The sequence below is a fragment of the Catenulispora pinistramenti genome, from assembly GCF_018274385.1.
In the GTDB taxonomy this organism is placed as follows: Bacteria; Actinomycetota; Actinomycetes; order Streptomycetales; family Catenulisporaceae; genus Catenulispora; species Catenulispora pinistramenti.
The window spans coordinates 60,777-86,785 of sequence record NZ_JAAFYZ010000002.1 but is presented as its reverse complement, the minus strand read 5'-3'; the positions used below and the strand labels follow the sequence as shown (position 1 = coordinate 86,785).

The 26,009-nt window shown below is 66.2% G+C and carries 24 protein-coding genes and 1 CRISPR repeat array (1 of these 25 only partly in view); of the genes, 21 read left to right on the top strand and 3 right to left on the bottom strand.

The genetic code is table 11. The annotated features are described in order from the left end of the window. Positions 1-181: a CRISPR direct-repeat array (repeat unit 28 nt; unit sequence GGAAGATCCCCGCGCCTGCGGGGCCGAC) (it extends 2,173 nt beyond the left edge of the window). A gap of 146 nt (positions 182-327) precedes the next feature. Beyond that, a complete protein-coding gene (gene cas3, locus KGQ19_RS00560; protein WP_212007016.1) occupies positions 328-3,213 on the bottom strand; it encodes a CRISPR-associated helicase Cas3' in 2,886 nt (961 codons plus the stop codon). A gap of 172 nt (positions 3,214-3,385) precedes the next feature. On the opposite strand from cas3, the gene casA reads away from it, so the two are divergent. The 7 genes from casA to cas2e are packed head-to-tail and all read left to right on the top strand — an operon-like array spanning position 3,386 to position 9,666. Further along, positions 3,386-5,026, top strand: a complete 1,641-nt coding sequence (casA, locus tag KGQ19_RS00555; RefSeq protein WP_212007015.1) for a type I-E CRISPR-associated protein Cse1/CasA — start codon at positions 3,386-3,388, stop codon at positions 5,024-5,026. Next, positions 5,023-5,628 carry a type I-E CRISPR-associated protein Cse2/CasB gene (gene casB, locus KGQ19_RS00550; protein WP_212007014.1) on the top strand — a complete coding sequence of 202 codons (606 nt, stop codon included), beginning with the start codon at positions 5,023-5,025 and terminating at the stop codon, positions 5,626-5,628. The genes casA and casB overlap by 4 nt, the downstream gene beginning before the upstream one ends. A gap of 35 nt (positions 5,629-5,663) precedes the next feature. Next, entirely contained in the window at positions 5,664-6,803 is a 1,140-nt protein-coding gene (cas7e, locus tag KGQ19_RS00545; RefSeq protein WP_212007013.1) for a type I-E CRISPR-associated protein Cas7/Cse4/CasC, read from the top strand. Then, the gene (cas5e, locus tag KGQ19_RS00540; protein WP_212007012.1) at positions 6,800-7,612 is read left to right on the top strand and encodes a type I-E CRISPR-associated protein Cas5/CasD; all 813 of its coding nucleotides are present in this window, start codon (positions 6,800-6,802) and stop codon (positions 7,610-7,612) included. The genes cas7e and cas5e overlap by 4 nt, the downstream gene beginning before the upstream one ends. Next, a complete protein-coding gene (gene cas6e / locus KGQ19_RS00535) occupies positions 7,606-8,361 on the top strand; it encodes a type I-E CRISPR-associated protein Cas6/Cse3/CasE (protein ID WP_368862032.1) in 756 nt (251 codons plus the stop codon). Before cas5e ends, cas6e begins: the two co-directional genes overlap by 7 nt. Beyond that, complete coding sequence (gene cas1e, locus KGQ19_RS00530; protein ID WP_212007010.1) at positions 8,354-9,361, top strand: type I-E CRISPR-associated endonuclease Cas1e; 1,008 nt, start codon at positions 8,354-8,356, stop codon at positions 9,359-9,361. The genes cas6e and cas1e overlap by 8 nt, the downstream gene beginning before the upstream one ends. Then, a complete protein-coding gene (gene cas2e / locus KGQ19_RS00525; protein ID WP_212007009.1) occupies positions 9,361-9,666 on the top strand; it encodes a type I-E CRISPR-associated endoribonuclease Cas2e in 306 nt (101 codons plus the stop codon). Before cas1e ends, cas2e begins: the two co-directional genes overlap by 1 nt. Before the next feature lie 173 nt (positions 9,667-9,839). Here cas2e and KGQ19_RS00520 read toward each other — a convergent pair whose 3' ends face one another. Both KGQ19_RS00520 and KGQ19_RS00515 read right to left on the bottom strand, forming a co-directional pair. Next, positions 9,840-11,810 (bottom strand): recombinase family protein, encoded by a 1,971-nt coding sequence (locus KGQ19_RS00520; protein ID WP_212007008.1) that lies wholly within the window; start codon positions 11,808-11,810, stop codon positions 9,840-9,842. 133 nt (positions 11,811-11,943) lie between these two features. Then, entirely contained in the window at positions 11,944-12,594 is a 651-nt protein-coding gene (locus KGQ19_RS00515; RefSeq protein WP_212007007.1) for a DNA methyltransferase, read from the bottom strand. Between the two features lie 453 nt (positions 12,595-13,047). Between KGQ19_RS00515 and KGQ19_RS00510 the strand changes: the two genes are divergently transcribed. The 14 genes from KGQ19_RS00510 (at position 13,048) to KGQ19_RS00445 (ending at position 25,946) form a co-directional block, all read left to right on the top strand. Further along, entirely contained in the window at positions 13,048-13,863 is an 816-nt protein-coding gene (locus KGQ19_RS00510) for a sigma-70 RNA polymerase sigma factor region 4 domain-containing protein (protein WP_212007006.1), read from the top strand. A 26-nt stretch (positions 13,864-13,889) separates the two neighbouring features. Beyond that, entirely contained in the window at positions 13,890-14,282 is a 393-nt protein-coding gene (locus KGQ19_RS00505; RefSeq protein ID WP_212007005.1) for a pilin, read from the top strand. A 146-nt stretch (positions 14,283-14,428) separates the two neighbouring features. Further along, positions 14,429-15,871: a TrbL/VirB6 family protein gene (locus KGQ19_RS00500; protein WP_212007004.1), complete on the top strand. Its 1,443-nt coding sequence runs from the start codon at positions 14,429-14,431 to the stop codon at positions 15,869-15,871. Then, a complete protein-coding gene (locus KGQ19_RS00495; RefSeq protein ID WP_212007003.1) occupies positions 15,852-16,751 on the top strand; it encodes a PrgI family protein in 900 nt (299 codons plus the stop codon). The genes KGQ19_RS00500 and KGQ19_RS00495 overlap by 20 nt, the downstream gene beginning before the upstream one ends. 2 nt (positions 16,752-16,753) lie before the next feature. Then, a complete protein-coding gene (locus tag KGQ19_RS00490) occupies positions 16,754-18,523 on the top strand; it encodes a VirB4 family type IV secretion system protein (protein ID WP_212007002.1) in 1,770 nt (589 codons plus the stop codon). A gap of 368 nt (positions 18,524-18,891) precedes the next feature. Beyond that, positions 18,892-21,066, top strand: coding sequence for a type IV secretory system conjugative DNA transfer family protein (locus KGQ19_RS00485; protein ID WP_212007001.1), 2,175 nt, complete (start codon positions 18,892-18,894; stop codon positions 21,064-21,066). Next, a complete protein-coding gene (locus tag KGQ19_RS00480; RefSeq protein WP_212007000.1) occupies positions 21,063-21,875 on the top strand; it encodes a replication-relaxation family protein in 813 nt (270 codons plus the stop codon). Before KGQ19_RS00485 ends, KGQ19_RS00480 begins: the two co-directional genes overlap by 4 nt. Continuing rightward, entirely contained in the window at positions 21,872-22,813 is a 942-nt protein-coding gene (locus tag KGQ19_RS00475) for a C40 family peptidase (RefSeq protein WP_212006999.1), read from the top strand. The genes KGQ19_RS00480 and KGQ19_RS00475 overlap by 4 nt, the downstream gene beginning before the upstream one ends. A 530-nt stretch (positions 22,814-23,343) precedes the next feature. Further along, positions 23,344-23,574 carry a hypothetical protein gene (locus tag KGQ19_RS00470; RefSeq protein ID WP_212006998.1) on the top strand — a complete coding sequence of 77 codons (231 nt, stop codon included), beginning with the start codon at positions 23,344-23,346 and terminating at the stop codon, positions 23,572-23,574. Positions 23,575-23,839: 265 nt separating this feature from the next. Then, complete coding sequence (locus tag KGQ19_RS00465) at positions 23,840-24,106, top strand: hypothetical protein (protein ID WP_212006997.1); 267 nt, start codon at positions 23,840-23,842, stop codon at positions 24,104-24,106. A gap of 18 nt (positions 24,107-24,124) precedes the next feature. Next, positions 24,125-24,715 carry a hypothetical protein gene (locus tag KGQ19_RS00460; RefSeq protein ID WP_212006996.1) on the top strand — a complete coding sequence of 197 codons (591 nt, stop codon included), beginning with the start codon at positions 24,125-24,127 and terminating at the stop codon, positions 24,713-24,715. 61 nt (positions 24,716-24,776) lie between these two features. After that, complete coding sequence (locus tag KGQ19_RS00455) at positions 24,777-25,367, top strand: hypothetical protein (RefSeq protein ID WP_212006995.1); 591 nt, start codon at positions 24,777-24,779, stop codon at positions 25,365-25,367. Beyond that, positions 25,367-25,645 (top strand): hypothetical protein, encoded by a 279-nt coding sequence (locus KGQ19_RS00450; RefSeq protein WP_212006994.1) that lies wholly within the window; start codon positions 25,367-25,369, stop codon positions 25,643-25,645. The genes KGQ19_RS00455 and KGQ19_RS00450 overlap by 1 nt, the downstream gene beginning before the upstream one ends. Further along, complete coding sequence (locus KGQ19_RS00445; protein WP_212006993.1) at positions 25,635-25,946, top strand: hypothetical protein; 312 nt, start codon at positions 25,635-25,637, stop codon at positions 25,944-25,946. Before KGQ19_RS00450 ends, KGQ19_RS00445 begins: the two co-directional genes overlap by 11 nt. The last annotated feature ends 63 nt before the right edge of the window (positions 25,947-26,009 follow it).

Sequence of the window (26,009 nt, the reverse complement as noted above, 5' to 3'; positions counted from 1 at the left end):
CGGCCTGCGGTACACCAGCCCGCGACACACGGGAAGATCCCCGCGCCTGCGGGGCCGACGGCCCGCATCACCGTGTTCTGATGCGGCACCGGGGAAGATCCCCGCGCCTGCGGGGCCGACGGCCTCGGAGACGGTCTGAACCCACGCGTGGTTGGAAGATCCCCGCGCCTGCGGGGCCGACACTTCGTGAGCTGTGGCTTTTCTAGGGAGGCCGTTCGTTCTTCTTCACTGCGAATTTAGCCACGGTGAGCCAGACTCTTCTGTTGCCTCGTGTGATCCTGCTGGCGTGCGGTAGACGGCTCGGAGCGAACGGGCACGTGTGATTTGTCACCGTCGTTGACTTGTGGCCCTGACCAGCAGTCCGACCTTTTGGTCGTACTCGACGTGGAAGGTTTTGCGTCCGTCGACCAAATGTACTGCGTTGTGCTCGTCGAGCTCTAGAACACTCAGGTACTGCAGCCAGGGGTGGCTGCAGCCGTCCAGCGGTCGTAGATGCTTCGTGGCAGCGGCGACTCTCCTGGGTAGTCGGACCGTGTCGGCGAGGACTTCGTCGATGGCGTCGGAGGCGGCTTCGCCGTTGATCCCGAGGCGTGTGCCGCTCAGCGTGGTGAGTCCGTGGGGTGTCCGGCGGACAAGGAGCACTTCGATCTCGGGTTCGGAGTCGCGGACCAGGTTGCTGATCTCGTTGTCGTCGGCTGGGTTGGCGTCCATGTGGTGCAGCCCGGCCAGTGTGGGTGATTCACGGTTGGTGTGGTTGGCCAACAGGTGTGGTTCGGCCTTGGCCGCGCGGCTGGCCTGGTCGGCGGCCCAGTCGGCGGCTGCGTCGGCTGCGAACTTTGCCCATCCTGCGGGGGCTATGTTGTCGTCGCTGTAGCCGTGTGCGACGAGGTCGGGGATTTGGTTGGGGATCAGCCAGCCGCTTTCGGATTTTTCGGCATGGAGGACTTGCGCTGCCGCTCGGGTGAGCCGGTGGGGGTGGTAGATGTATTCGCTGCCCGGATCGGCGTGCGGGCCACCGGGGCCGGGGGCGAAGCCGGTGATGACGGCGTGCGGTTGTGTCGTTCCTGGCGGGCGGGGGGTGCTTTCGAAGCGGTGCAGCCGGCCGATGCGTTGCAGCAGCAGGTCGATGGGGGCCAGGTCAGTGATGAGTAGGTCGGCGTCGATGTCGAAGGATTGTTCGGCGATCTGGGTGGCGACGACGAACAACAACTCGGGACGGTCTTTCCCGGCGTCGGGTCCGAGGAGACGGAGGCATTCAGCGGTGCGGTCGGCGCGGGCGCCGGTGGTGAGCCTGCTGTGCAGGAGCCGCACGTGTTCGTGCCCGTATTTGTGGTGCAATGCGGTGTAGGTGTTCTGTGCGCGGTCGACGGTGTTGCGGATGATCAGGACTACTCCGTGCGGCGCGTTGTGGTCGAAGTACCCGGTCAGGGTTTCGCCCGGCTCTGCCTCCGCGGTCTCGGGCAGGACACTGATTTTGACCGGTTCGGGTGTTCGCCACGGTTTGCTGGAGGTGGTGATGGCTCCCAAGCCGCGGCCCGGCGCGGGGTCGTCGAAGACTGCGGTCACGCTCGGATAGCTGGACGGGGCTGGCAGCATGATGTCTTCGGAGTTGTCAGGCCCGGCGGCGCCTGCCAGATAGAGGCGCATCAGGGTTTCCCGTTGCCGGGGTGCAAGGGTGGCGGTGAGCAGGATGACGGGGACGCGGGCTTGGCCGAGCCAGAACAGGGCTTCGCCAAGGAACTGTTCCATGTAGATGTCGGCAGCGTGGACCTCGTCGATGATCACAACTTTCCCGGCCAGGCCGGCGAAGCGCAGCATTACGTGCCGGGTGCGGGTGGCGGCAAATAGCAGTTGGTCGATGGTGCCGACGCCGATTCGGGCCAGCAGCCCGCGCTTGGGGCCCAGGAACCACTGCACCGGGCCCGTGGCACTGTTCGTCGCTGTGCCGTCGGTGCTCGGGCTCATTCCGTATTCGTCGCAGCCGTCGATGCCGATGTCGACGAACGTTTCGGAGGGCTCGGGGCCGGCTTGGTCCAGAAGACGTTTCCAGGCCGGGTGGAACATGTTCTTGCCGTGCAGCAGGACGACGCGGTCGGCTTCGGTGCCGCCGAAGGTGCGGGTCCATACGGTGACCGTGTCGTACATGGGATTGCAGGTGGCTTGGGTGGGCATGGCGACGAACAGGCCGTGGGTGCCGAAACGGCGTGACAGGACTTCCGCCGCGCCGAGAGCGGCTTTGGTCTTGCCTTCGCCCATCGGAGCTTCGATGACGATGAGTCCGGGGGCTGGGATGGCGTTCGCTGCATCGAGCACCGCTTGTTGCAGTCCACGGGCCTCGTGCCCGAACCGGACGGGGAACAGCTCCGCGCCCGGATCGGACAGGTCCCGGTCGTCGGGGAGCATGTCCAGCTTCCGCCAGGCGGTCTCGGCTCTGTGTCGGGCCGAGGCGATGCTGATCTGGCTCAGGTCGTCGATGCCTTCGAAGAGTTTGTTGCTGGCTATCCAGTCGGCCATGACGATGTAGCCGGCCAAGGCCAGCTGTTCGGCTCGACTTGGTCGGGCGGACGGCTGGACAGCGGCCGTGTCCGGGTAGCCGAGCAGGACGCTGATGGCGTCCACGACCGCGGTCTGTGCTTTCTTCCAAGCTGGGCCCAGGCCGTGGGCATCACCGTGGGCTTCCCGGCAGTCGAACACTTCCAGCCCGTGGCAGCGGCCGTGGTGGGAGATCGCCAATGGCCATACCCAGTCGGCTTGCTCCTTGCTCCACAGCCCGCCTTTGCGTCCGCCGAGCATGGAGCGCAGTAGTTTGCCGCCGGCCTTGTCGTGCCGCCAGGAAGCTCCGGCCAGCTGGCGGGGATCCCAGCGTAGCCCGTGCTCGCGTACCCGTTCTGCACCGTGCTGCCACATCGATTGGAAAGCCGGAGTGGCCTTGCCGCAGTCGTGCACCGCGCACAGCCACTGAAACAGTCGCCGCCCCTCGCCGGGCGCGGCGCGGTCCATCATGGTGCGAACTGACGGCTGTAGATGTTCGTCCCACATACAGCCCGCCACCATCGCAGTGTCCAGCAGGTGGCTGATCAGTAGGTTGGCCCGGCCGCCTGCGTTCTTCGGGGACTTGCCCCAAAGCACTGACAACGCCGTGATCGCGTTCTGAGTTAGGCCGCAGGCCGCCAGGTAATCGGGCAACGGCGAGGCATCGCTCAACCGACCCATCAGCCCACCCCTCAAGAGCGCCCTCGGCTTGTCCGCCGGAGGTTGTCAGTACGGTCTGCGAACATGAAAACACCAGCGGTTACCTAGAAGTCTAGACATAACAGGTTCCCTCAGGCGTAGTGTATAGCCACCCTGCTCCATCGCAGGGCTCTGAGACAAGGGGGTGGGCTGCTTGCGCTTCGACCTCATCGACGACCCGTGGATACCCGTCATCGACGGCGACGAGCGAATACGGGCCGGGATCCGGCAGGCGCTGCTGGAATCCCACCGGTTCACCGGCCTCGCGCCGGATGCGCCGATGCAGGAACCTGCGATCCTGCGGCAAGTGCTGCTCCCGGTCATGCTGGCAGCGCTCGGTCCGTGCCGTGACCACGACACCTGGGCCGACCGCTTCGAGCAGCCCGACGGGTTCAGCCCGGCCGAGCGAACCAAGATCGAGAACTATCTGGATAGGCATCGCAACCGGTTTGATCTGTTCAGTGCGACTGCCCCCTTCGCGCAGGTGGCCAGGTTGCAGGCGACTAGCGGCCAGGCCAAATCCGCGGCGTTACTGATCGCCAAGCTGCCCAGCGGGAACAACGTTCCGTTGTTCGCAGCGACAACCGAAGCCGACCAGGTGGAACTCACCCCGGCCGAGGCAGTGTGCTGGCTGCTGAACACCCTGTGCTGGGACACTGCGGCCATCAAGACCGGGGCCGTCGGCGACGACAAGGTCAAAGGCGGCAAGACCACCGGGAATCCGACCGGGCCGCTTGGCCGACTGGGCCTGACCTACCCCGTCGGCAGCACCCTGTACGACACGCTTCAGCTCAACGCCCCCATCGCCCCGATACGGAAGGGCGATGTCCCGGTGTGGGAGCGCGAGCCGGCCACCGCCCAATGGAACCCCCGGCCGGCGACGGGAATCCTGGACCTGTTCACCTGGCCCTCACGCCGCGTCCGCCTGATCCCGCAGCAGGGCATTGACGGGATCGGCGTCTCGCAGGTGGTGGTCGCCGCGGGCGACCGCATGTTGGCTGTCCCCGAGTTCGAGCCGCACACCCTTTGGCGTCGTGAGGCCAAGCCCAAGGCTGGCGAACCCACGTGGCGGCCTCGCCGCCACCGCCCCGGCCAGACGGCCTGGCAGGGCCTGGCCGCGCTACTCGCCGTTGACCCCGGTAACGACGAGGTCGCCACCAGCGGGATGCTGACACAACTTGCCCGGCTGCGCGTCGATGAATGTATCGACGTGGCCTACCCGCTCCAGATCCGCACCGTCGCGGTCGAATACGGTGTCCAGTCTGCCGTCATCGAAGACATCGCCATCGACCAGATCCCGCTGCCGGTCGCGGCTCTGCTGACCGACACCCAGGTCCGCTACGAAGTTCTGCAGATCGCCGAGCAGGCCGGGCGCCTGGCGCGAGCCGTCGACCGGCTCGGGGCGGACCTGCGCCGGGCCTGCGGAGGCCAACCGCTTCCCTGGGATTCCGGCGAGCACCCCGGAGACCGACTGTTGTATGCCTTGAACGTGCCCGTTCGTCGAGTCCTGGCGGGGATCCAATGCCACGCTGACGACGCCGAAGCGATCGCGGCCGGCGTCCGGGCCTGGCAGCAGGTGGCCCGCGCTGCGGCACTGCGTGTCGGGACCGAGCTTCTCGACGCCGCGCCTCCCGAGGCGTTCGCCGGCCGAACCATCGCGCCCAAGCCTCGCCCTGGCAAGGCCAGCGTCGCCAAGACCTACCGCAGCTCGACCGCTGAGGCAGGGTTTCGGCGCGAGATCAACAAGACGCTGCCGTTGGCCGCGCCGCCGACGAAGGAGGAAGAAGAGCCGTGACGACCCTTGAACACCGCGGCAGATGGTTCTGGGAGAGCTTCGACCCCACCAGTAGGAGCGCTGGAGCAGACCTGGCTGCTATACGTAAGGGGGCGAACAAGGCCCCAGGCGATGTCCCGGGCATGTGGCAGCACTACCGAGTCGTGGTCCCCAACCCGAGTCAGCAGAACCTGGAGCCGCACCCGGCTCTGAGCGCTGAGCACGCCACCCTGGTGATCTTCAGTCTTCACCAGCAGTCCCAGAACACCCGCATGCACAAGTCCGGCATGACGCTCGGCAAGGCACTTCACCAGCTGAAGAAGGCCGACAAGTTCTCCGAGGACGCGGTTGATCGGCGGGTTAACCGCATGGCCACCGCCGGTGATGTCACCGAACTTATCGAGCATCTGCGCCACCTCATCAGCCAGCTGCGCACCGTCGCCCAGCCGTTGGACTACAACCAACTGGTCCAGGACCTGCACGACTGGCACCGCCCCGAACAACGCCCCCGAATCCGGCGCGCCTGGGGCAGCCAGTACTACCTCTGGTCCGGTGCCAAAGCCACATCCGACTCCGACGCGCCAGAGCAAGACGCCGACGGCGCGGCCGATTCGAATCCCTGAAGCTCTCCGACCGCCATTTCACCAAGGAGCACAGCGTGTCCTCTCGCCTGTATCTCGACGTCCACATTCTCCAGACGGTCCCGCCGGCGAACCTGAACCGGGACGACACCGGCAGCCCGAAGAGCGCCATCTACGGCGGCGTCCGACGCAGCCGTGTCTCCTCCCAGTCCTGGAAGCGGGCGACCCGGCAGATCTTCGCAGACGAGCTGCCGAAGGCAGACCAGGCCACCCGCACCAAAAGGATGCAGGCACTGCTCGCCAACCGCCTGGCGGCCAAGTTCAACCTGCCGGATCCCGCGGCCACCAACCTGTCCGAGGCACTAGTGAGCCAACTCGGCATAAAAGCCGGCGCCAAGAAGGGTGACACCAGCTACCTGCTGTTCTTCGGCTACCAGCAGCTGGACGCCATCGCCGATCTGGTTGCCGACCGCATCAGCGAGCTAGCAGCCCTGCAAGGGGACGCGCTGGCCGAAGCTGTGAAAGACCTGCCGGTCAAGGAACAACTTGGCAGTGGACACCCGCTGGACGTGGCCTTGTTCGGCCGCATGGTCGCCGATGTGAAGGGCCTGAACGTCGATGCCGCCGTCCAGGTCGCCCACGCCCTGTCCACCCACGCCGCAGCCGTCGAATTCGACTACTTCACCGCCGTCGATGACGAAAACGCTGCGGACGAGTCCGGCGCCGGCATGATCGGCACGGTCGAGTTCAACTCCGCCACGCTCTACCGCTACGCCACCGTCGGACTCCACCAGCTGCGCGACAACCTCGCAGACACCGCCGCGGCCGTCGACGCCCTGGACCTGTTCACCGACGCCTTCGCCCGCTCCATGCCCACCGGCCACCAGAACACATTCGCCCACCGCACCCTGCCCCACCTGGTCATCGCCTCCTTGCGCGAAGACCAGCCGGTCAACCTCGTCTCCGCTTTCGAACGCCCCGTCCGCACCGCCGACGGCATCGCCGAGGCTTCCATGTACCGACTGGCCGACGAGCACAAGGCCGTGACAGCCAACTGGTGCAAGGCCCCGCGCCTGCTGGCTGCCACCGGCCACACCACCGACCCCAAAACCGAGGCCGCCCTCGCTGACGCCTTCGGCCCTCTGGTGACCTTCGCCGAGTTGCGCGAGAAGATCCGGCAGGAGGCCACCGCCTGGTACGCCAAGGAAGCCTCGTGACTACCAGCCACACCCAGCCAGCCGACCAAAACGTGTTGCTCCTACGCCTGGCCGGGCCCCTGCAATCCTGGGGAATCGCCGGCGAAAACAACCGTCGCGACACCGCCAGCGCACCCACCAAATCCGGAATCCTGGGCTTGCTCGCCGCCGCCGAAGGCCGACGCCGCGAAGACCCCATCACCGACCTGCTCAGCCTGCACATGGGCGTACGCACAGACCAGCCCGGCAGCCTGCTGCGCGACTACCACACCGTCAGCGACTACCGCGGCGTCCCATTGCTGTCTGCCGCCGTTACCACCGCCGGCGTGCAGAAGCCCACCTCACCAAAGAAGCCCACCCACGTCACTACCCGCTTCTACCTGCAAGACGCTGTCTTTCTCGCTGCTATCGCAGGCCCCGCAGCCACCATCGAGACCCTGCACCGAGCTGTCACCAACCCGGCCTTCCCACTGGCCCTGGGCCGCCGCAGTTGCGTCCCGGCTGGCCGCCTCGTCATCGGCGTCCAGGCAGGCGGGCTTATGCACACTCTGCAAACCACCCCGTGGCAGGCTGGCGATCTGGCCAGGGCCCGCTACCGGCATTCCAACATCGACTTGCCGATCACCATCGACGCCGAGGCCGCAACCGTAGACGGGACCGGCACCACCCGGCACACCGTGTTCGACGTCCCAATCAGCTTCCACCCGCGCAAACGCGGCTTCCGCGAACGCGACGTCATCCACACCTGGACCACGGTCCCCACCGGACACGCCTTAACAGACGAAACCAGCTCCTCTGCCCACGACCCCTTCGCGCTCATCGGATGGTGACCGTGTCCTACCTGTCCAGAATCCTGATCAACCCCCGCCGCCGCGACGGCCAGGTCCTGCTCACCAACCCCCACGTCGCCCACGGCATGATCACCGCCGGCATCGTCGACCCCGATGCCGACCGGCCCCTGTGGCGTATCGACGTCGACAACCCCCACCGACCCCACTTGCTCGTCTTGACGCGCACCAGCCCCGACTGGACCCACATCATCGAACAAGCCGGCTGGCCGGCCTCTGACACCGAACAGGTCCTCACCCGCGACTACAGTCCCGCTCTCGCGCACGTCCAGATAGGCCGCCAGTTCGGCTTCCGCCTCGCGGCAAGCCCCACCCAGAGCCTAAAGAACCCCCAGAAGCCAGGCCCCAACCACCAGCCACCAGCCCACGGCGAACGCCGCCGCGGCCAGCGCGTCGCCCACCGCACCGCTGCCCACCAACTCACCTGGTTCCTCCAACACTGCCAGCACTGGGGCTTCGAAATCCCCGAAGCCCGCACCGGGCCGCTGTCCGCACCCGATGCAGAAGCGCCCCGCAACATCCGCATCTCCGCCAGAGACCAGAAACGCTTCCAGAAGCAACCGGGCAGCCCCGCCACCATCACCATTACCACCGCGACATTCGAAGGAGTCCTGACAGTCACCGACCCCGAAACCCTCCGCACCGCCATGACCACCGGCATCGGCCCGTCCAAAGCCTACGGATGCGGACTGCTCACCCTCGCACCCCTTCCGCCCTCAGCACATGGCTGAACCGTGGTGGAAGGCACTGCCCCAGGACCTGCACCGCGTCGATGAACGCGTCTCCAGCTTGTACATCGAACGCTGCCACATTGATCGAGACGACAACGCCGTCATCGTGATCAATAGGGAGCGCATCGTCCATGTACCGGCAGCGCTGATCGCCACTCTGCTCATCGGGCCCGGGACACGCATTACTCACGCGGCGATCGCGCTGTTGGCCGACTCCGGCACCGCTGTGTGTTGGGTCGGCGAAGGCGGAGTCCGCTTCTATGCCTCCGGCATCGGTCAAGCCCGCGGGGCCCGCCTCCTACTACGACAGGCCTGGCTCGTCACGCGGCCGAAAGAACGCGTTGCAGTCGCCCGGAACATGTACGCGATGCGTTTTCCTGGCGAAGACGTCAGTGGTCTGACCATGCAGCAACTCCGTGGGCGAGAAGGTGCCCGCGTTAAACGCCTCTACCAGGCCAATTCGCAGCGCACCGGCGTTGCCTGGCAGCGCCGCGACTACAAGCCTGGCGACGCCTTTGCCGCTGGCGACGACGCCAATCGCGTCCTGTCCGCCGCAAACGCGGCTCTGTACGGGATCTGCCACGCGGTCATCATGGCCATCGGCGCCAGCCCAGCACTCGGATTCGTACACACAGGATCGGCGATCTCCTTCGTTCTGGATATCGCTGACCTGTACAAGGCCGACTACACAATCCCCCTGGCGTTCGAACTCACCGCAGCCGGCCGGACAAGCGAACGCGACGCCCGAATAGCGCTTCGAGACAGGATCACGGACGGCGGACTGTTGGCGACGATCGTCCACGACGTCAAGACCCTGCTCTTGCCTGCCGGCGATGACGCATCCGATGAAGACCTCTCGCAACTGTGGTCCGACGGTGACGCCGTCGTTGCAGGCGGTACCAACTGGGCTGGTGACCCGCCCGAAGAGATCAACGAAGCAGTCGGCATGAACCTCGTCGTATCTGGGCCGGAACTCACCACAACGGAAGGTGGCACGTGATGACGGTCGTAGTTCTAATTGCAGCCCCCGAAGGATTACGTGGTCACCTGACCCGATGGATGGTCGAAGTCGCCGCAGGAGTCTTCGTCGGCCGTGTCAGCCGCCGGGTCCGTGACCGAATTTGGCCCCTGGTGGCCGACCGAATCGGGACCGGCCAAGCCATCATGATCGAAAACGCCAACAACGAACAACGCTGGGCCATACGCACCGCTGGCCGCGACCGCTGGACACCGACAGACTTCGACGGACTCATCCTCATGGCCCGTACCGTAAGATCGCCGACGGCGTCTGAGGCGACTCCTTGAGCAACTGATTGCGAATACGTCGCCCATACCCGGGGAGCGAAGACTCCCACAGGGCGCGAGCCATACGCAGGACGATCATGGTCGCGATCACGTTGCAGCCGGTGCGTCGCAGGTCGGATCCACGATGTTCTGAAATCGGTCAAGGCTTCGAGAGCCATCAGTCTACCTGACGCTTAGACGACGTAGCGTTCGTGGAATTCGAAATGCCCGCCACCGTGAAACCGCAGGTCGACACCCGGGGGGTTTGTAGCGTGCCCCACCGGGGGCACCGTCAGGATGGGCACAGATGAGGAATTATTCCGGTCTGTGCCTTTTCGCTTTTCTGGATACATGCATTCCGGTGGCACGACGAATCCTGAGGCCGAAAGTTCACTCTGAAGTGTGGGCAGGGCCTCGGGCGTGAGTGTGATCGTGCAGTGCGCGCGGTTGCTGAGCTTGTTGTAGCGGACCTCCAGGCGGAACAGCCTGAACAGCTTGAACCGCAGTTCGTGATCCAGACCCGCGAGATTGATCTGTCCCATGGGCAGCGCTCGGATCAGGGTCGGGTCTACTGTCGGCGGGCGTTCCGCGTTCAAGGTTTCGAGGGACGCGACCAGACGTGCCCGCTCGGTGCCCAGCTCAGCTACACGGCAGCGGATCTCGCGGATGAAGCCTTCGTCGTCGTCGGAGAGTTCGAGCGCGCGTACCTGCCGCGAGCGGCGTTTGTCGACGTCCGCGATGGCCGCTTCCAACTCTTTGGCGCGGTGCTCCTGGTCTGCCGCTGCTGATGCGGCTTGATGATCGGTGAGGGCATACAGCAGGGACTCGCGCTCGTCGCCGAACACCCGGGCCAGGAAGAAGCGGTTCACGCCGTCGAGGATCCTGTCTTCGCGAACGTAGAGCGTTGCCGGATGGCCTTCAGGCCTGAGATGCCGGGACGGGTTGCAGCAGTAGTACGGGACGCCGTGGCGGTGCTTGCCGAACATCGCGTGCTCGCAGAGGGCGCAGACCATGTGTGTTCGTAGTGCATAGGTGTGGGCGGTGTCCGGGTGGTTCTTGTTCGGGCCGGCGCCGCCGCGGGTCCGCTTCGGGTACGGCGTCTCCTCGGCCGCGACCACGAACAGTTCCACGTCGATCAGCGCTGGATGCGTCGGCTCGGCGGACCAGATCCACTCGCTGGGAGGGTTGTGCTTGCCGCCGCCGCTCTTGGTCGCGCGACGGTTCCACACCATGTGGCCGGTGTACTTCGGGTTCTTAAGGATGTCGCGGACGGCTTGTCTGGTCCAGTACCCGAGTGCACGCGAGGGGTCCGGCGGTTCGGGAGGCGGATACCGGACGAGGTCGGCGTTCAGGTGCGACGTGATCTGTTCGTGGGTCATCCGGTCGATCGCACGCCACCTGAAGATCTGCTCCACAGCTGGTCCGCGCACCGGGTCCGGAGCCAGTCGGCTCTTGTACTTGCCCTCGGCACGTTTTGCCGGTACCGGGTGCGGGATCTTGACTGCGATATAGCCGTACGGCGGCTTGCCGACGTTGAAGCCCTGGCGAGTGTGCTCCTCGAAACCGCCCCACGACTTCTCCAACATGTCCAGGACGTACCACTCGGCAACGCCCTGCTTCACCCGACGGGTCAGTACCTGCGTCGCGCTGCGCGCGGTTCGCCCCGTCAGCACAATCGGCTCATCGGAGGCCAGCAGTGGGACCCCGGCGCGTTCCAGGCGGTGTTCGATGAGGGTGCCGTAGTAGGTACGGCGGGCGATGCGCTCGACACTTTCGCAGATCACAGCGTCGAAGCGGGCCTGGCCGCCTTCGGCCTCGGCGAGGAGGTCTTGGATACCGCCGTCGCGGGGGACCGGGATGGCCATGAGCTCGTGACCGCGGCCGCGCCCGCGTTCGCTGAGATCCTTGCGCCCGGATTCGATGTCGTAGAAGTAGGCCACGATCACCGGACCGTCAGGCAGCGCATTCAGACAGTTCCGGAGCTGTCGGGGAATCGAGATCGTGGGGTCCTGCTGGTCCTCGGTCGAGGTACGGCCGAGGAACGCGATTCGGGTGACTGCTGGTGTCGTCGGTGGGCCTGTGCCGGCGTCAGCCGACTTCCCCGCACGCATCAACCAGCTCGGTGGGGGGCCGCCTCCCTTTTTGCCTGCTCCGAAGCTGCCCACGTCAGCACCTCCATTACTACTTGTGCCTGATCTCGCCGGAGTGCGTCGGCGAGTGCGCCGGTTACTACTTCCACGTGGAAGATGATTTGCGGAGGATCGGCGCGTTTGAATTGATCTCGACCGTAGGACTCCGTCATTGGCGGCGGCTACGATTGCTGCCGATATTCCCCTCATCCGGCATTTCTCGGATCGAATCTCCTCGGCTGAATAGCAAGAGGCTGACAGATGTGCTATGGACGGTCTGGCGGTCAACCAGCGTGAATCCGACAGCGGTGAAGACTTCTTCGATCGCCCAGGGGATGTCGACGCTTGGGACCGGCCAGCAGATGACGCCATAAAGACTCTGCGCCGCTGTCACCTGAGTGCAGCGAGACACGGACGAGACTGAACCCGCGATGAACTCGGCGAGGTTCGAAGTGGTGCCCTCGTCGTCGGCGCGCAGCGTCGTTCCGGTTTGAGGCGCCGTCAGCACCATCGAGGCCTGGTCGGGGCGGCCTTCGTCAGCCAGCATCCTGACGAGCGTGTCGACACTGCCGTTCACTACTGCTGCGAATCCTTCGCGACCTGAATCCGTGGCCCGTTCGATGCGGGTTCGCGCCATGTCCACCCAGTACGGCTCGTGCTCGACGCCGATGGCCATGCGGCCGGCGCGTACGGCCTCGACCAGGATGTCGCCGGAGCCGCAGATCGGATCGAGAAGCAGGCTGTCCTGGTCGGTGTAGGTCGTGATGGTCTGTCGAGCGAGGGTGGCGACGGACCTTTGACGGCTGGCGTGCGGTCGCATATGCAGTTGTCCTTCGGGCGAGGCGGATGGTGTTCCGATCGCTTCCGAAGTCCGGTTTCACGGCATGAAACTGTCTGGGCTCGTCCTGTTTCACTCCACTGGCCGCTCACGGCTGCGTGAAACGGGCGTGAAAAACGCTCTCGAAGCGTGATCATCGATCTGGCGCGGTGGTGTGGATGGCTAGGTCACGATCGGGCGGACGAGTGAATCCCAGACGTCTTAAGTTGACGCTGGGCCGTGTTCCTGGCAGCGGGCCACCAGCGTGAAATGGCCAGGTCTACGCGATCGGCCGAGCTCTTGGTGGTCGGACTTTGCTCGTCGACGCTGGTCGTCAGCGCGTAGGAAATTGACGGTAGGCGCTTGCGTCCGTCACTTTCTCGCGACAGATATTTGATCGCGGTGGTCGTACCTGGAAAGGCAATCACCTTTCCGGCGACCACGGAGGTCAACGAAATGACGGGTATCACAGTTCTCGCGGAAGCCTCGCGCGAGTTCGATTCGCTCGTGGCTCTTCCTGTTCTCGTGGGCGGGCGTGCATTCGGTGAAGATCGGGATTACCTCCTGGATGAGGTCAAGGGCCTGCTTCTCGCCCGCGCTACCTCTCCTGCGACTCGCGATCTGATCTGGTGCGAGATCGTCGAGGGCACACGTTCACGCGGCGATATCTGGAAGACGGTCGCCCTCGGCATGGCATTGCCGGGCCTGGCAAACCTGGCAAAGCAGTTCGCCCGCGACTATGCCGACACGAGTTACGAGGACTTGTGCGCCGAAGTCGTGACTGCGTTCTTGGAGGCACTGCGTGCGGTCGACGTCGATCGGCCGGCGATCCTGACGCGGATGTACTGGTCGACGTACCGTGCCGTCCGGCGGTCGGCCTATGCCGAAGTTCTTGCGGCAAAGGCTGTCGCAGCCGCGACCATGAATGCTCACGTCGAGTCCGAGGCCGGCCATCCGGATTTTGTTCTGGTCAGGCTCGTCTCCGAGAACGTGATTACCGAGGTCGAAGCGGGTCTGATCTCTGCGGTGCGTTTGGACCGGCGTCCGCTCGGGGACGTCGCCGAGCTGCTGGGGATCAGTCCGAACGCGGCCCTGCTGCGGCTGCGAAAGGCCGAGATGCGCGTCGCGGCGCACCTCACTGGGACCACGGCCAGCTCCCGCAGGGCCTTCAAACAGGGCCGAAAGAGTGAAGCCGGAAGCACGTCGGACAGTTCTGAGTCTTCGAGCCGGACTTCTTGCGTCGAGGAACCGCCCGGGGACCTCGCCGCCTAGCGCGGATCTGACGAAGGACGATCTCCATGACCCTGACTCCCCAGACCCGTCCACGCCACGGCTACCGCCGTCCGAGCGCAGTCCATCACCGACGCCGCGCCGCGCTGCTGCTGGTCGTCTCGGCGGTACTGATGATCTTCGCGTGTACGCGGGCTTCGGCGGCGACTGTCTCGTACGAAGCCGCGGCAACGCTTCCCCAGGTTGTCGGCAACATCACTGGGTGGGTCGTCGGGATCCTGGCGGCGGTGGCGACCATGTTCGTCACGATCGGCGGGCTTCGCTACGTGATGGCCGGCGGTGACCCGAGCGAGGTCGAGAAGGCTAAGCGGGCGCTGAAGTCTGCGATGTTCGGCTACGGGCTCGCGATGCTGGCGCCGACGCTGGTGACCGTGCTTCAAGGGCTCGTTGGGGCCCGTTGACCGGCATGTCTCCGATCACGCGGCGTACGGCAGCAATGGGCCGACCAGTTGTCTTGGTCGTTGCGGTGCTTGTCGCGCTTCTGCTGTCCGGTGTCGGGTCCGCTGCTGCGGATCCGGCGCCGGGACCGCCAGCACCTTCGCCAGTGATGCCGTCGCCGCTGCCGGGGATCTACGGGCCCGGGTTCGGCCCGGGCTCATCGGTTCCTGCTCCAGGTGGGCCGATCCCGGGCCAGGACGAGCCCGACAAGCAGGACCCCGGTCTCTTCGACATCCCGGGCCAGATCGAGAAGGCGATCGACACCTGGTTCGGTCACCTGGTCAAGCAGGCCCTCGATCCCGTGCTGAAGTTGCTCGGGACCACGCTTCTGGCCTCGCCGAACCTTACCGACGGTCGCATCAGCCAGATCTGGGACGGCGTCCTCATCACGGCAAACACCGTCTACGTGCTCTTCATCCTGGTGGGTGGGCTGACCGTGATGGGCCACGAAACCGTCCAGTCCCGATACGCGGTCAAAGAGATCATCCCGCGGCTGGTCATCGGCATGATCGCGTCCAACGCCTCGCTGTGGCTGATCAACCAGCTCATCGGTATCGGAAACGCGTTGTCGGCGACGCTCCTGACCGGTCCGGTCTCTGCCCAGGGCGTGGGCAACGCGCTGACATCGACGCTGACGGACCAGGTACTGCTACCTGGCGCAGGCAACCTGTTCTTGATGCTCATCGGCCTGGCGATCGCTGTTCTCGGCGTCGCGCTGCTGATCACATGCCTGATCCGCTCGGCTGTGCTCATTGTGCTGACCGCCGGCTCGCCGCTGGCGTTCGCTTGTCACGCCCTGCCGTGGACTGAGGGCGTCGCCAAGCTGTGGTGGCGAGCGATCTTCGGGTGCATCGCGATCCAGGTGTTGCAGGCGTTGGTGCTGATCACGAGCATCCAGATCTTCTTCGATCCGCAGGCGACCAACGTCTTCGGGCTGCCCACTGGCGGTGGCCTCCTCGATTTGCTGATTTGCTTGTGCCTCTTCATCGTCCTGCTGAAGATCCCAGGATGGGTGCAGCGCGTCGTGCTGGGACGCTCGCCGTTCCACACCAGCCCGGTTGGCCGCATGGCCCGCGCGTTCCTCTACTACAAGACCTGGGGCTTGATGCGTCACGGCTTCCGGCTGCCGGGGCGTGGCGGAACGGGGCCATCGCCATCCCGATCGGGGCCTCCTCCCGCCGGAGGCGCCGTCAGGCCGTTCATTGGCCCACGCCCCGGCGGAGGCGGAAGCGGTTCGGGAGGGTGGCGCCCCAAGCCACCCACCATGACCGTCACCCAGGAACCACCGCCCGACATGCCGCCAAGCGGCGCACCCCCAAATCCGCGCCCGCCAGCCCCGGCGCCGCTGCCGCCGCCCGGGCCGATGCGCCGGCCACTGGCTCTGCCGCCGGGACGCAGCACCCGCCTTGACCAGCGGCACCGCGCCACGGTCGCGAACCCGCCCGCTCGTGGCGAGCAAGCCCCACTCTTCTCGGTTCCCGAGCCTCCGCGACGAGTCCCGAAGCCACCAACGACGCAAGGAGTCCGAGAACGTGGCAGACAGCATCGATGACGACGCGATCCCGATTGTGCGCATCCCAGCTGATGTCGACCAGCCTGACAAGGTCGTCGCAGGACTCACTGCTCGCCAGGCCGCGGTGCTCGGTACCGTCACCGTGGCGCTCTGGCTCGGGTACCAAGCCTGCCAGTGCGCAGTTCCGCCGACTGTCTACCTGGCCTTCGCCGTCTTGGCATTGCTTGCGACAGCCGGCGTGGTGACAATGTCGCGCGACGGTGTCCCGCTGGACCGGCTGCTGGCCGCATGGCTTCGCTTCACGAGAACGCCGAAGCGACAGGTGTTGGCGCCGGAAGGCCTTCCCCAGGTGCCCGCGAAGCTCTTCCGGGAGCGAGGGCCGCGCGTTTCGGAGTACGCCTCGCCAGTGCATGAGGTGACTGACGCTGGGGTGCTGGATTTGGGTCCTGATGGAGTCACTGCACTCGCCGAATGCACGACCGTGAACCTGTCCCTTAGGTCCCAGCGCGAGCAAGCCGTCATCCTGGCCGGATTCGCGCGCTGGCTGAACAGCCTGACCGGCAGCGTCGCGATCACCGTCCGAACCCGGCCGACAGATCTGTCAGCCTTCAGCGACTCGATTCGTGACCAGGCTGCCGGCCACCCGAACGAGAGCGTTCGCTGTGCTGCCCGCGAACACGTCGCGTTCCTCGCCGACCTGGCGACCGACGGGCACCTCTTGAACCGTGAGGTCGCCCTCGCCGTCCATGAACGCTCCAAGAACGCCGCATCGCGCCTTCACCGCCGTATCGAGGACGCAGACGCACTGCTCGGCTCCGCCGGTGTGTCCGCCGTATGCCTATCCGAGGCCGCAACGCTCTCGCTCCTCAACGAAGCGTTCAACCCCGTCGCGCCCCTTGCCACGACCTTGGAGGCCTGACCATGCTGACGAACCTCGTTCCACGCCGCCAGCAGCGAACAGCGTCCTGGATCGGACCGGCGAGCCTCGGGATCGGTACCCGCGCGCTCAGCATCGGCGACGACTTCGCGACGAGCTTTGCAGCGGTCGACTATCCGGCAGAGGTCATGCCGGGTTGGTTGGATCCGCTCACCTCGTATGCCGGGCGACTCGACCTGGCACTGCATGTCGAGCCCGTCCCGTCGAACGAGGCGGCCGATCGTCTGCGGCGCCAACGTGCCCGCCTGGAGTCCAGCCGTCGCCGTGGCTTCGACCGCGCGGCTCTGGACGATCCTGATCTTGAAGCAGCGGCGGCTGATGCGCGGGAGTTGGCCTATCGCGTCTCGTCCGGTGCGGGGAAGTTGTTCCGCGTCGGGATCTACCTCACCGTCCATGCCGCGAGCGAGGCAGAGCTGGCGATCGAGGCGGCCCGAGTTCGTGCGATCGCCGACAGCATGCTGCTCAAGCTCGTGCCGCTCACGTACCGCGCCGTCGCAGGCTGGTGCGCGACGCTCCCGCTCGGCATCGACACGGTGCTCATGCGCCGGACCTTCGACACAGAAGCACTGGCGACCTGCTTCCCCTTCGCCTCCACCGACCTCCCATTGCCGCGCGAAGCCGACTCCGCAGTCCTCCTCGGCACCAACGCAACGGGTGGCGGGGCCATGCTTTGGGACCGCTGGGCCCTGCCGAACTTCAACTCGGTGACCCTGGCCAGCTCCGGCGCCGGCAAGTCGTACGTCACCAAGCTTGAAATGCTGCGTTCGCTCTACCGGGGAGTCCGCGTCCTGGTCGTCGACCCGGAAGACGAGTACGACCGAGTGGCGGCGGCCGTCGGTGGTACCCGGATCGCGCTCGGTCTCGAAGGCGTCCGCATCAACCCCTTCGACCTACCCAGACAGTCGATCGGCGCTGGCGATGCGCTCAGGCGACGAGCAATGTTCGCGCAAACCATCGTCGCAGTGCTCCTCGGCTCGACGCTGACCGCCGACGAACGCGCGGCACTGGATGCCGCGGTCCTCGCGGCCTACAACGCCAAGGGCATCACCGAGGACCCGGCGACCCAGCATTTGCCCGTGCCGACGCTCGCCGACGTGGTCAACGAGCTCCGAGACGCTGAGCCATCGGCAAGTCGGTCCATCGCCGAACGACTGACGCCACACACGCAGGGCTCGTTCGCCGGCCTCTTCAACGGCCCGACCACAGTTGAAACAGATGGCCACCTAACGGTCTTCGCGCTGCGTCACCTGCCCGACGAACTCCGCGCCGTGGGCATCCTGCTGACCCTCGACGTGATCTGGCGCGAGATCTCCGGTCCGCAGGAACGCCGCAAGCGTCTGGTCGTCGTCGATGAGGCCTGGCAGCTCATGTCCTTGCCGGACGGCGCCCGATTCCTGTGTCGGATGGCGAAGTCGGCACGGAAGTACTGGGCCGGTCTCGTCGTGGTTTCCCAGGACGCCGCGGACTTCCTCGGGACTGATTTCGGGCTGGCCGTCGTGGCGAACTCGGCCACCCAGATCCTCCTCCGCCAGTCTTCGCAAGCGATCGATCACGTCGCGAACGCCTTCCGATTGTCAGCGGGGGAGCGCGCGTTCGCCCTGTCCGCCGCCCGTGGGCAAGGGCTCGTTCTATCGGGGTCCACGCGTGCCGCGTTCGCATCGGTCGCCTCGGCAACTGAACACGACCTCGTCACAACAGATCCCGCCGAGATCGCAGCGCTTTCCAGGTCAGCGAACATCGAGGAGCTTGCGTGATCCCGGGAACGGACCTCACTCACCTACTGCTGGCGGACCTTAACCAGCTCGCGGCCTCTGCGTCGGCATGGTGGCCACTGGCCACAACGGCGGCGGGCACGACGGCTTCAGCGACGGTCGCGGCTCGCCGCGCGCTGCGAAGGCTTCGCGTGCATGCCCAGCTGCGGGACGCACGGCTCATCCGAATCCTGATGCCACCGACAGTCGATCCCCACGCCGGCCCTGCGTTCTGGGCGAACCTCCACGGCTTGGTCAGGTCGCCGCGGCAACGCACGTGGCCCGGCCAGCCACACCTCTCGTTCGAGTTCTCCTTCAGTTCCGAGGGAACACAGATCGGTCTGTGGGTACCTGGCCGAATCCCTCCCGGCATGGTCGAGCGCGCAATCGAGGCTGCCTGGCCGGGCGCTCAGACCGAGACGGTTCTGTCGGCTGGTGCCCCCGTCCCTACCCGCGCGCTCGCGGCGTCGAAGGAGGCTGGCGGAGTCTCGGAACTGCGTCCAGTCCGCGCCGTTGGCGGACGCCTCCGCCTGGCACGGCCCGAGATTCATCCGTTGCAGGACCGATTCTCGACCGACCCGCTGCGCGCACTGCTTGGCGCCTGCACCGACCTCGGAGCGGCCGAGTACGCATGCGTCCAGGTGCTGGCACGTCCTGCTGCCGGTCGCCGGCTGCGGCGTTTCCGCAGGACCCTGCGAGGCTTTCACAAGGCCCCGACATCCAGGACCGCAGCGAAAACGACGTTGTTCGACTTGACGACGCGCGGACCGCGTGGCCGCACCACCGCAGTGCGCGCAGACCTGGAACACTCCGCGGAACTGCGTGCTGCGATGACGAAGAGCGTAGGGCCACTCTGGGAAACAGCTATCCACTACGCGGTCGTCACCACTGCGCCGGTCCCGTCGCACACGGCAGAACGACGCTCGGAAGCCGGTCGCCTTCGGGGCCTGGCCCATGCTCTCGCGTCGGCCTTCGCCGTCCACGCCGAGCGCAATTGGTGGGCTCGCAAGCGCATGCCGCACCTGCTGCGGGCGGTCGCTGAGCGACGCTTCCTCCGTGGTGAACTGCTCAACCTGACCGAGCTGGCTGCTATCGCCCACCTGCCGTACGACACGGACGCCCCGGGCGTGAGCCGGGCCGGCGCCAAATCAGCGGCGGCCCCGCCCTCGGTGGTCCATCCATCTCGCTCGGCGAAGCCGCTGGGCCGGTCCGATGTGGGTGGTTCCCGTCCGGTGGGTCTGGCTGTCGCTGACGCACGCCACCACCTCCACATCGTCGGCAAGACAGGCTCCGGCAAGTCGTCGCTGCTCGCGAACCTGATCCTGTCCGACATCGAGGCCGGTCGTGGTGCCGTCGTCATCGACCCGAAGGGCGACCTGGTGTCGGCGCTTCTCGACCGGCTCCCGGACCGGGCCGTCGGCCGCACCGTGCTCATCGATCCGGAACGCGACGCGATCCGCCCGGCGATGAACGTCATGGGTGTCGGGAGCGATCAGGAAATCCCGCTCGTCGTGGACAACCTCGTCAGCATCTTCCATAAGATCTACGGCGCCTACTGGGGCCCTCGTACTGACGACATCCTCCGCTCGGTCACGCTCACCCTCCTGAAGAACCGCGGCGATAGCGTGTCCCCGACGCTCGTCGACATCCCCGGTGCGCTGTTGTCTGGCGACGTCGCGCGGCTATCGATCACCGGCGGACTGCGCGATCCCATGCTGGCGAGCTTCTGGGACTGGTACGCGCAACTCTCTGACGGTGCACGCGCACAGGTAGTCGGGCCGCTCATGAACAAGCTGCGAGCGTTTCTCCTGCGTGACTTTGTCAGACAGACCGTCGCTGCTTCGACATCGAACTTCGACATGGCCGATGTCCTCAACGGAGGCGTCCTGCTCGCCCGCCTGCCCAAGGGCATCCTCGGCGAGGAGACCACTCGGCTTCTTGGCTCGCTGATCGTGGCCGGAGTCTGGCGCGCGGCCCAGGCTCGTGCCAGGCAGACCGAGGACCAACGCCGCGACAGCTCGCTCTACCTTGACGAGGGCCAGAACTTCCTCACGCTGGCGCACCCGTTGGAGGACATGTTCGCTGAGGCCCGCGCCTATCGACTGTCCATCGCCTTTGCCCACCAGAACCTCGGCCAGCTCTCGACGGAGCTTCGTGAAGCTCTCTCGGCCAACGCCCGTTCCAAGATCTACTTCAACGCCTCACCTGAGGACTCCCGCCTCATGGAACGGCACACTGTGCCGACTCTCACGGCTTACGACCTCGCACACCTCGGCGGCTACCAGGTCGCCGCGCGGCTTGTGTGCGGAGGACAGGAGACTCGGGCGTTCACGCTGAAGACTCAGCCCATGCCAGCGGCGGTATCCGGCCGCGCGGACGAGGTGCTGAACGCGGCCGCCACGCGATGGCCCGCGGTATCGGAGGTACCCGCACAGCGCTTGGCTGCCGACCCCCGTGCTCAGCGCTCACCGGCACCGGGGTTGGCCGACACCCTCGAACTCGAACTCGATCCCCAGTTGCTGCGCAACGAAGGCGGTGAAGCGTGACACCGAACCGACACGCGCTGCTCGCCGCTGCGAATCGGCTCACGGAACGCGATCGGCAAATCCTCCGCCTCCTCGGTCATCACCAAGTGCTGACCACTCACCAGATCACCCGAGGCTTCTTTGACAACCCGAGGGTCGCTCGTCGCCGAGTGCAGATCCTGGCCGACGTCGGACTCATCGACTGCTTCCGACCGCCGTTGTTGGTTGGTACCAGCCCGAAGCACTGCGTCCTGACACCTCTTGGGTTGAACTTCATCGCCGGGCTCGATGACACCAGCGAGCAGCCGGCGCCTCGTGCAGGGGCTCTGGGACGGATCGTCTTTCGGGCTGACCTCAGGCACCTCGTTGGCGTGAACGACGTTTTCTGCGCGCTCCACGGCGCGGCGCGAACGATGGCCGACGCCTCGCTGGAGATGTGGTGGTCCGAGCGCGCGTGCACCAAGGCCTGGGGCTCCTACGTCCGCCCCGACGGGTTCGGCCGCTGGCGCGAGGGACTGCGTACCGTCGACTTCTTCCTTGAGTACGACACTGGTGTCGAGCACAGCCCGCAGATCCTCGCCAAGCTGCCGGGCTACGAAGCCGTGGCCGCCGCCACCGGCATCGTCACCCCGGTCCTGTTCTGGCTCCACTCGCCGCGCCGAGAACAGGCCCTGCACCAGCGCCTAACACGCAGCCACCGCACCATCCCCATCGCCACGGCAGCCGGCGACTCAGCAAATGCCGACCCTTCGAGCGCCATCTGGCGTCGCGTCGGCGCCAATTCCGATGCTCGCGTATCCCTCATCGATCTGGCGGGGGAGTGGGCATGACGGCAGGACGCATTGCAGCTGCGGCCTCGACGGCGCTGCTGTTCGTGGTGCTGCTGCTGTCCGCAGCGGCTGCCGCGGTCGTGGAATCGCTGGCAGCGCCGTGGGACTCACTTGACCTGTTCTCCAACTCGGGAGACCAGCGGCTGCCCGACGCCGACGGCGAGATCCCACTGCGCATGTACGGGCTCTACCACGCGGCGGCGGCCGGCTGTCCCGGCCTGCCTTGGACAGTGCTCGCTGGCTTCGGAAAGGCGGCGTCCGATCACGGCCGACAGATCACCGATCGCGGCGTCATGGACATCTCCCGCGAGCAGTTCGACCGCTACGCCGAGCCTGTCCCGGCCACCGGTGCTGTGCCAGCCTCCCCACTCGATCCCGTCGACGCGACGTTCGCCACCGCGAGAGCGATCTGCGGCTCGGGCCCGGTGCTCGACGTCAAATCTGCAGTGAGCCGGACGGTGAATGATCCCGTTGCTGCTGTACGGATCGTCGAACTCGCAGACGTCTACTCTCACGCGCCTGCGGCCGACTCATTCCTCGGATCCGTAGCACGCTCAGCGCCCAACTCGGCCGCACGGCTCGCGGTCGAGTACGCGGGTGCTCAGCTCGGCCGTCCCTACGTCTGGGGAGGTAACGGACCCGACCGCAGCGACGGAAACGGCTTCGACTGTTCCGGCCTGACCCAAAGTGCATACCAAGCGGCAGGTATTGCCATTCCCCGCACTGCTACGGAACAATTCCATACAGGTCGAGCGGTTGACGCGCCGGACCTGCAATCAGGAGACTTGGTATTTTACGGCGACCCAAATGGTTTTCTTCACCATGTCGCTATCTATTTAGGTCGTGGGATAATTATCGATGCACCTCACACCGGCGCCGTGGTCCGGTTCGACCCGGTCGCAGCCGCCGACTACGCCGGCGCGCGGCGAGAGTCCTGATCGGCGTTTCACGTGGTCCGATGGCTGGTCCCATGCCCTGGCCTTAGGGGTCCGCTTAGATCGGACCGCCTATCGCCCCCATGAAACACCAGGTGGGCAGCCCATTTGACGCCGTCCGCGTAAAGCGGACCGATTGTGGCTTCCCGATGGGAGTCTCTTCAGCCTCGGCTCGCCGGCTAGGCCCTGCCGCCCTCCGGCCTGCCGTCGCGACGCCCCTCCCGCTGCTCGCGTCCGACATTACTCTCGATCTCTCCGAATTGTAATTCGCTTCTTCTTCGAGCAGGGTGCGGAGTTTCTCAATTCCCCGCCCGGAAGTCAAAAACTCGTGCTCCGAATGGGTGAAGAATGGGGCGATTTGCGCTTGCTTGGGGGATTTCGATGGTGAATGATGGGTATATCAAGAAGTGAGGGGAACGGGAGAACGTCGAATCCCGAAAGGGCTCGGCAAGCGCGCTCCAACGCGCTCACCGAGCGACGGGCTCCCTGACCGCTCCACCAGTACGCCGTCAAACGCCCAGCAAGGAGCAGCCATGAACCCTGACCACATTCTCTCGCAGCTGCGCGAGCTTTCCGCGCACGCCATGCTGAAGAAAGCCGAGCCGTCCTCCGGCAGCTGTCAGCCCCCTGACTGCCAACACAGGTACCGCGCCGAGACGATGGCCGCGCGGTTCCTGGAGCTCGACGAATCGCTTTCCCACGGCGGCATCTACCCGACCGACTGGGCCACCCCGCTGATCCCGGCACAGCGCACCAAACGCTGATCCCCGCGCGGCCTGACGCCGCGCCCTTCAGACCGGCCGCCGGGCCGACCCCTTCCCCCTAGAGCCCGGCGGCCGCCCTCCCCACCACTTCACGTGCGGCGGCGCAGCCATGCCCGAAAACGGCCGGCGCGCCCCCCCGGAACGGAGCTTCGTCATGCCTGTTTTCACCCCTGAGCAGCAGCCGGACGTTTGGCCTCTGCTGCGCGCGGCTGGTTTCCAGCAACGCCAGGTGCCTGCGCGAACCGGTGCGCGTACGCAAGCGCCGATGCGCATGTTCTACCAAGCCCCGGATCACCTCGTGGTGCTTCTGGAGTACGTCGTCCAGCGCCCGGCGGGAGACGTCAAGGTGACGGAACTCGCCGTCTACCCCGAGCTGACCGATCTGCGGGTGGCCACTGCGCCTCCCGTAGAGCGTGCCCATGCCAGGTTCTTCGCGGTCCCGTTCGAACCGCGTACGCCGGTCTCCGTGATCGGCGCTGCCACCATCGCCGCGCTGACCGTGAGCGTCCCGCGCCGGACCAAGCGGTACTGAGGGAAGGGGCGAACACTCATGACCTCAGCACGCACTGCAAAGACGGCCGTGGCGCAGTCCGTCATGCTCGTCGAGGAGTTCATCACACGCGGCTGGACCGTGAATCAGCATCCAGTCCGCGACGACGCCGACGTGTCGCAGGCAGCGCTTCTCACGCCTCCGAGCGGGGCTGTCCCGGTAAAGCTCGCGATCGTCACCGAGCCGAACGGCGGCGCCAGACTCGCGGAATTCATCTACGAGCCGATGCGCGGCACCGGCAAAGGGAGCAGCAGCGCACACCCCTTCTGGCGCATGAGCATCTTCGACGCTCCCGCCTCGGCGATCCTCGCGGCCTCGCGTGTCGCGATCACCGCTGAGCGCGGGCCGACTTTCAACACCGCCACCCACGAGGGGTGGGAGGCCTGCTCCACCCACACCGCCAGCGGTCATCTGGCCTCGACGACTTTCGTCCACCCCACCGGACAGGTGGCTGCTTCCTACGTCTACCCGGACGTCCCCGGGGAGTGCGGCGCCTGGCTGATCTACGGCCCGGTCTGCTACGCGGACGCCACCGGCCACACACCCGGACCCGTCATCCGCGAGTTCGCGGAGCGCCTTCTCACCAGCTGACCTCCTGCCGCCGGGCGCAGGAGCGCTCGGCGGCCCCTGAACGTATGGGAGCCACCCTGAAATGGAACTCAACCCGGATGTACAGCGGCGCATCAGCGAATCCTTGATGGCCGATCGCTGGCAGGCCCGTGAAATGGCCCGCCCAGGCCACCCCAGCTCGAAGTGGATCCTTGTCGGCCCTCAGATGCGGGGCCGTCTCGTGATGATCAACGACCTGTTCGGCACAGGCGCGCACCTAGCGTCCAGCACAGCGCCCTACTCCGGCCGTATCGTGCCGAACTGGCAGGTCCGCGCACGTTTCGCGTCGGCCGAAATGATCCTGGCGATGGCGCGGGTCGCCGAGACTGCTTCCGACGACGAACCTGTGGCCTGGTCGCGGCGACGCCTGCACCGACGCCTGCGCGATGTCGGTTGGAAGCGCGCTACTAGCTGTCTTCGTGCGCTCTTCGGAACGACTACGCAGTGGACGACCCCAGACGGGACCTACCGGCTCACCGTGTCAGTTCAGTCCGGATACCGCGCCCGGTCGGCCGTACTCACCGGCCCCGATGCGCGGGTCTCGATCGCGCCGACCACCCCCGTCGCGGTCGTCGTCAGCTTGGCCGAAGCCGTCGCCAGCGGCCAGCGCGACAACGGAAAGGACGTCGCCTGATGGGCCCGGACTCGACTGATCTCGCCCTGCTGAAGTACCTCGACGGCGAGCCCGACGTGGTGCGAGCTGCGGCCGCGCTGTGTGGCGCTGCCGCACGCTTCCGCGCAACACAGGACGCGCTCACCACCGCAAATACGCGCCTATTGGCGGCGCTGGCTGACGCGGGAGTTCCGAAGGACGACCGCGCGGAGATCGCGTGCGCGTTCCTGTTCTTGAACCACCGCATGTGCGAAGTGAGCAGTGCAGCTCACGCGGAGGAGGGTCACGATGAACGCTGAGCAGAGAGCGGCGAAGCGGACGGCGTTCGGCGCGGTACACACGATGCCGACCCGCGAAGAGGTCCGCCAGCAGCCAGCCGCCGACAAGGTTCCGGGTCCTGGCACCGTTCCGCAGGCGCTCCTCACGACCGCCGGACCACCTGTCCGCGTCGTGCCGGAGAGCTGTCTGAACTTCACCCTGCCGGGAGGCGGCACCCTGCTCATGAACGTGCCAACGGCGCTGTCGTGGCAGGACGCGCTGTTCGCGGGCAGCGTCATCGGGGACTTCCTCACCGCACTGGCCGAACGGATGAAGGCATAGCGGCACCCTCAGTGGGCCCGACCAGACCGGTCGGGCCCACCGACCCCAACCGCCTGACCGTCC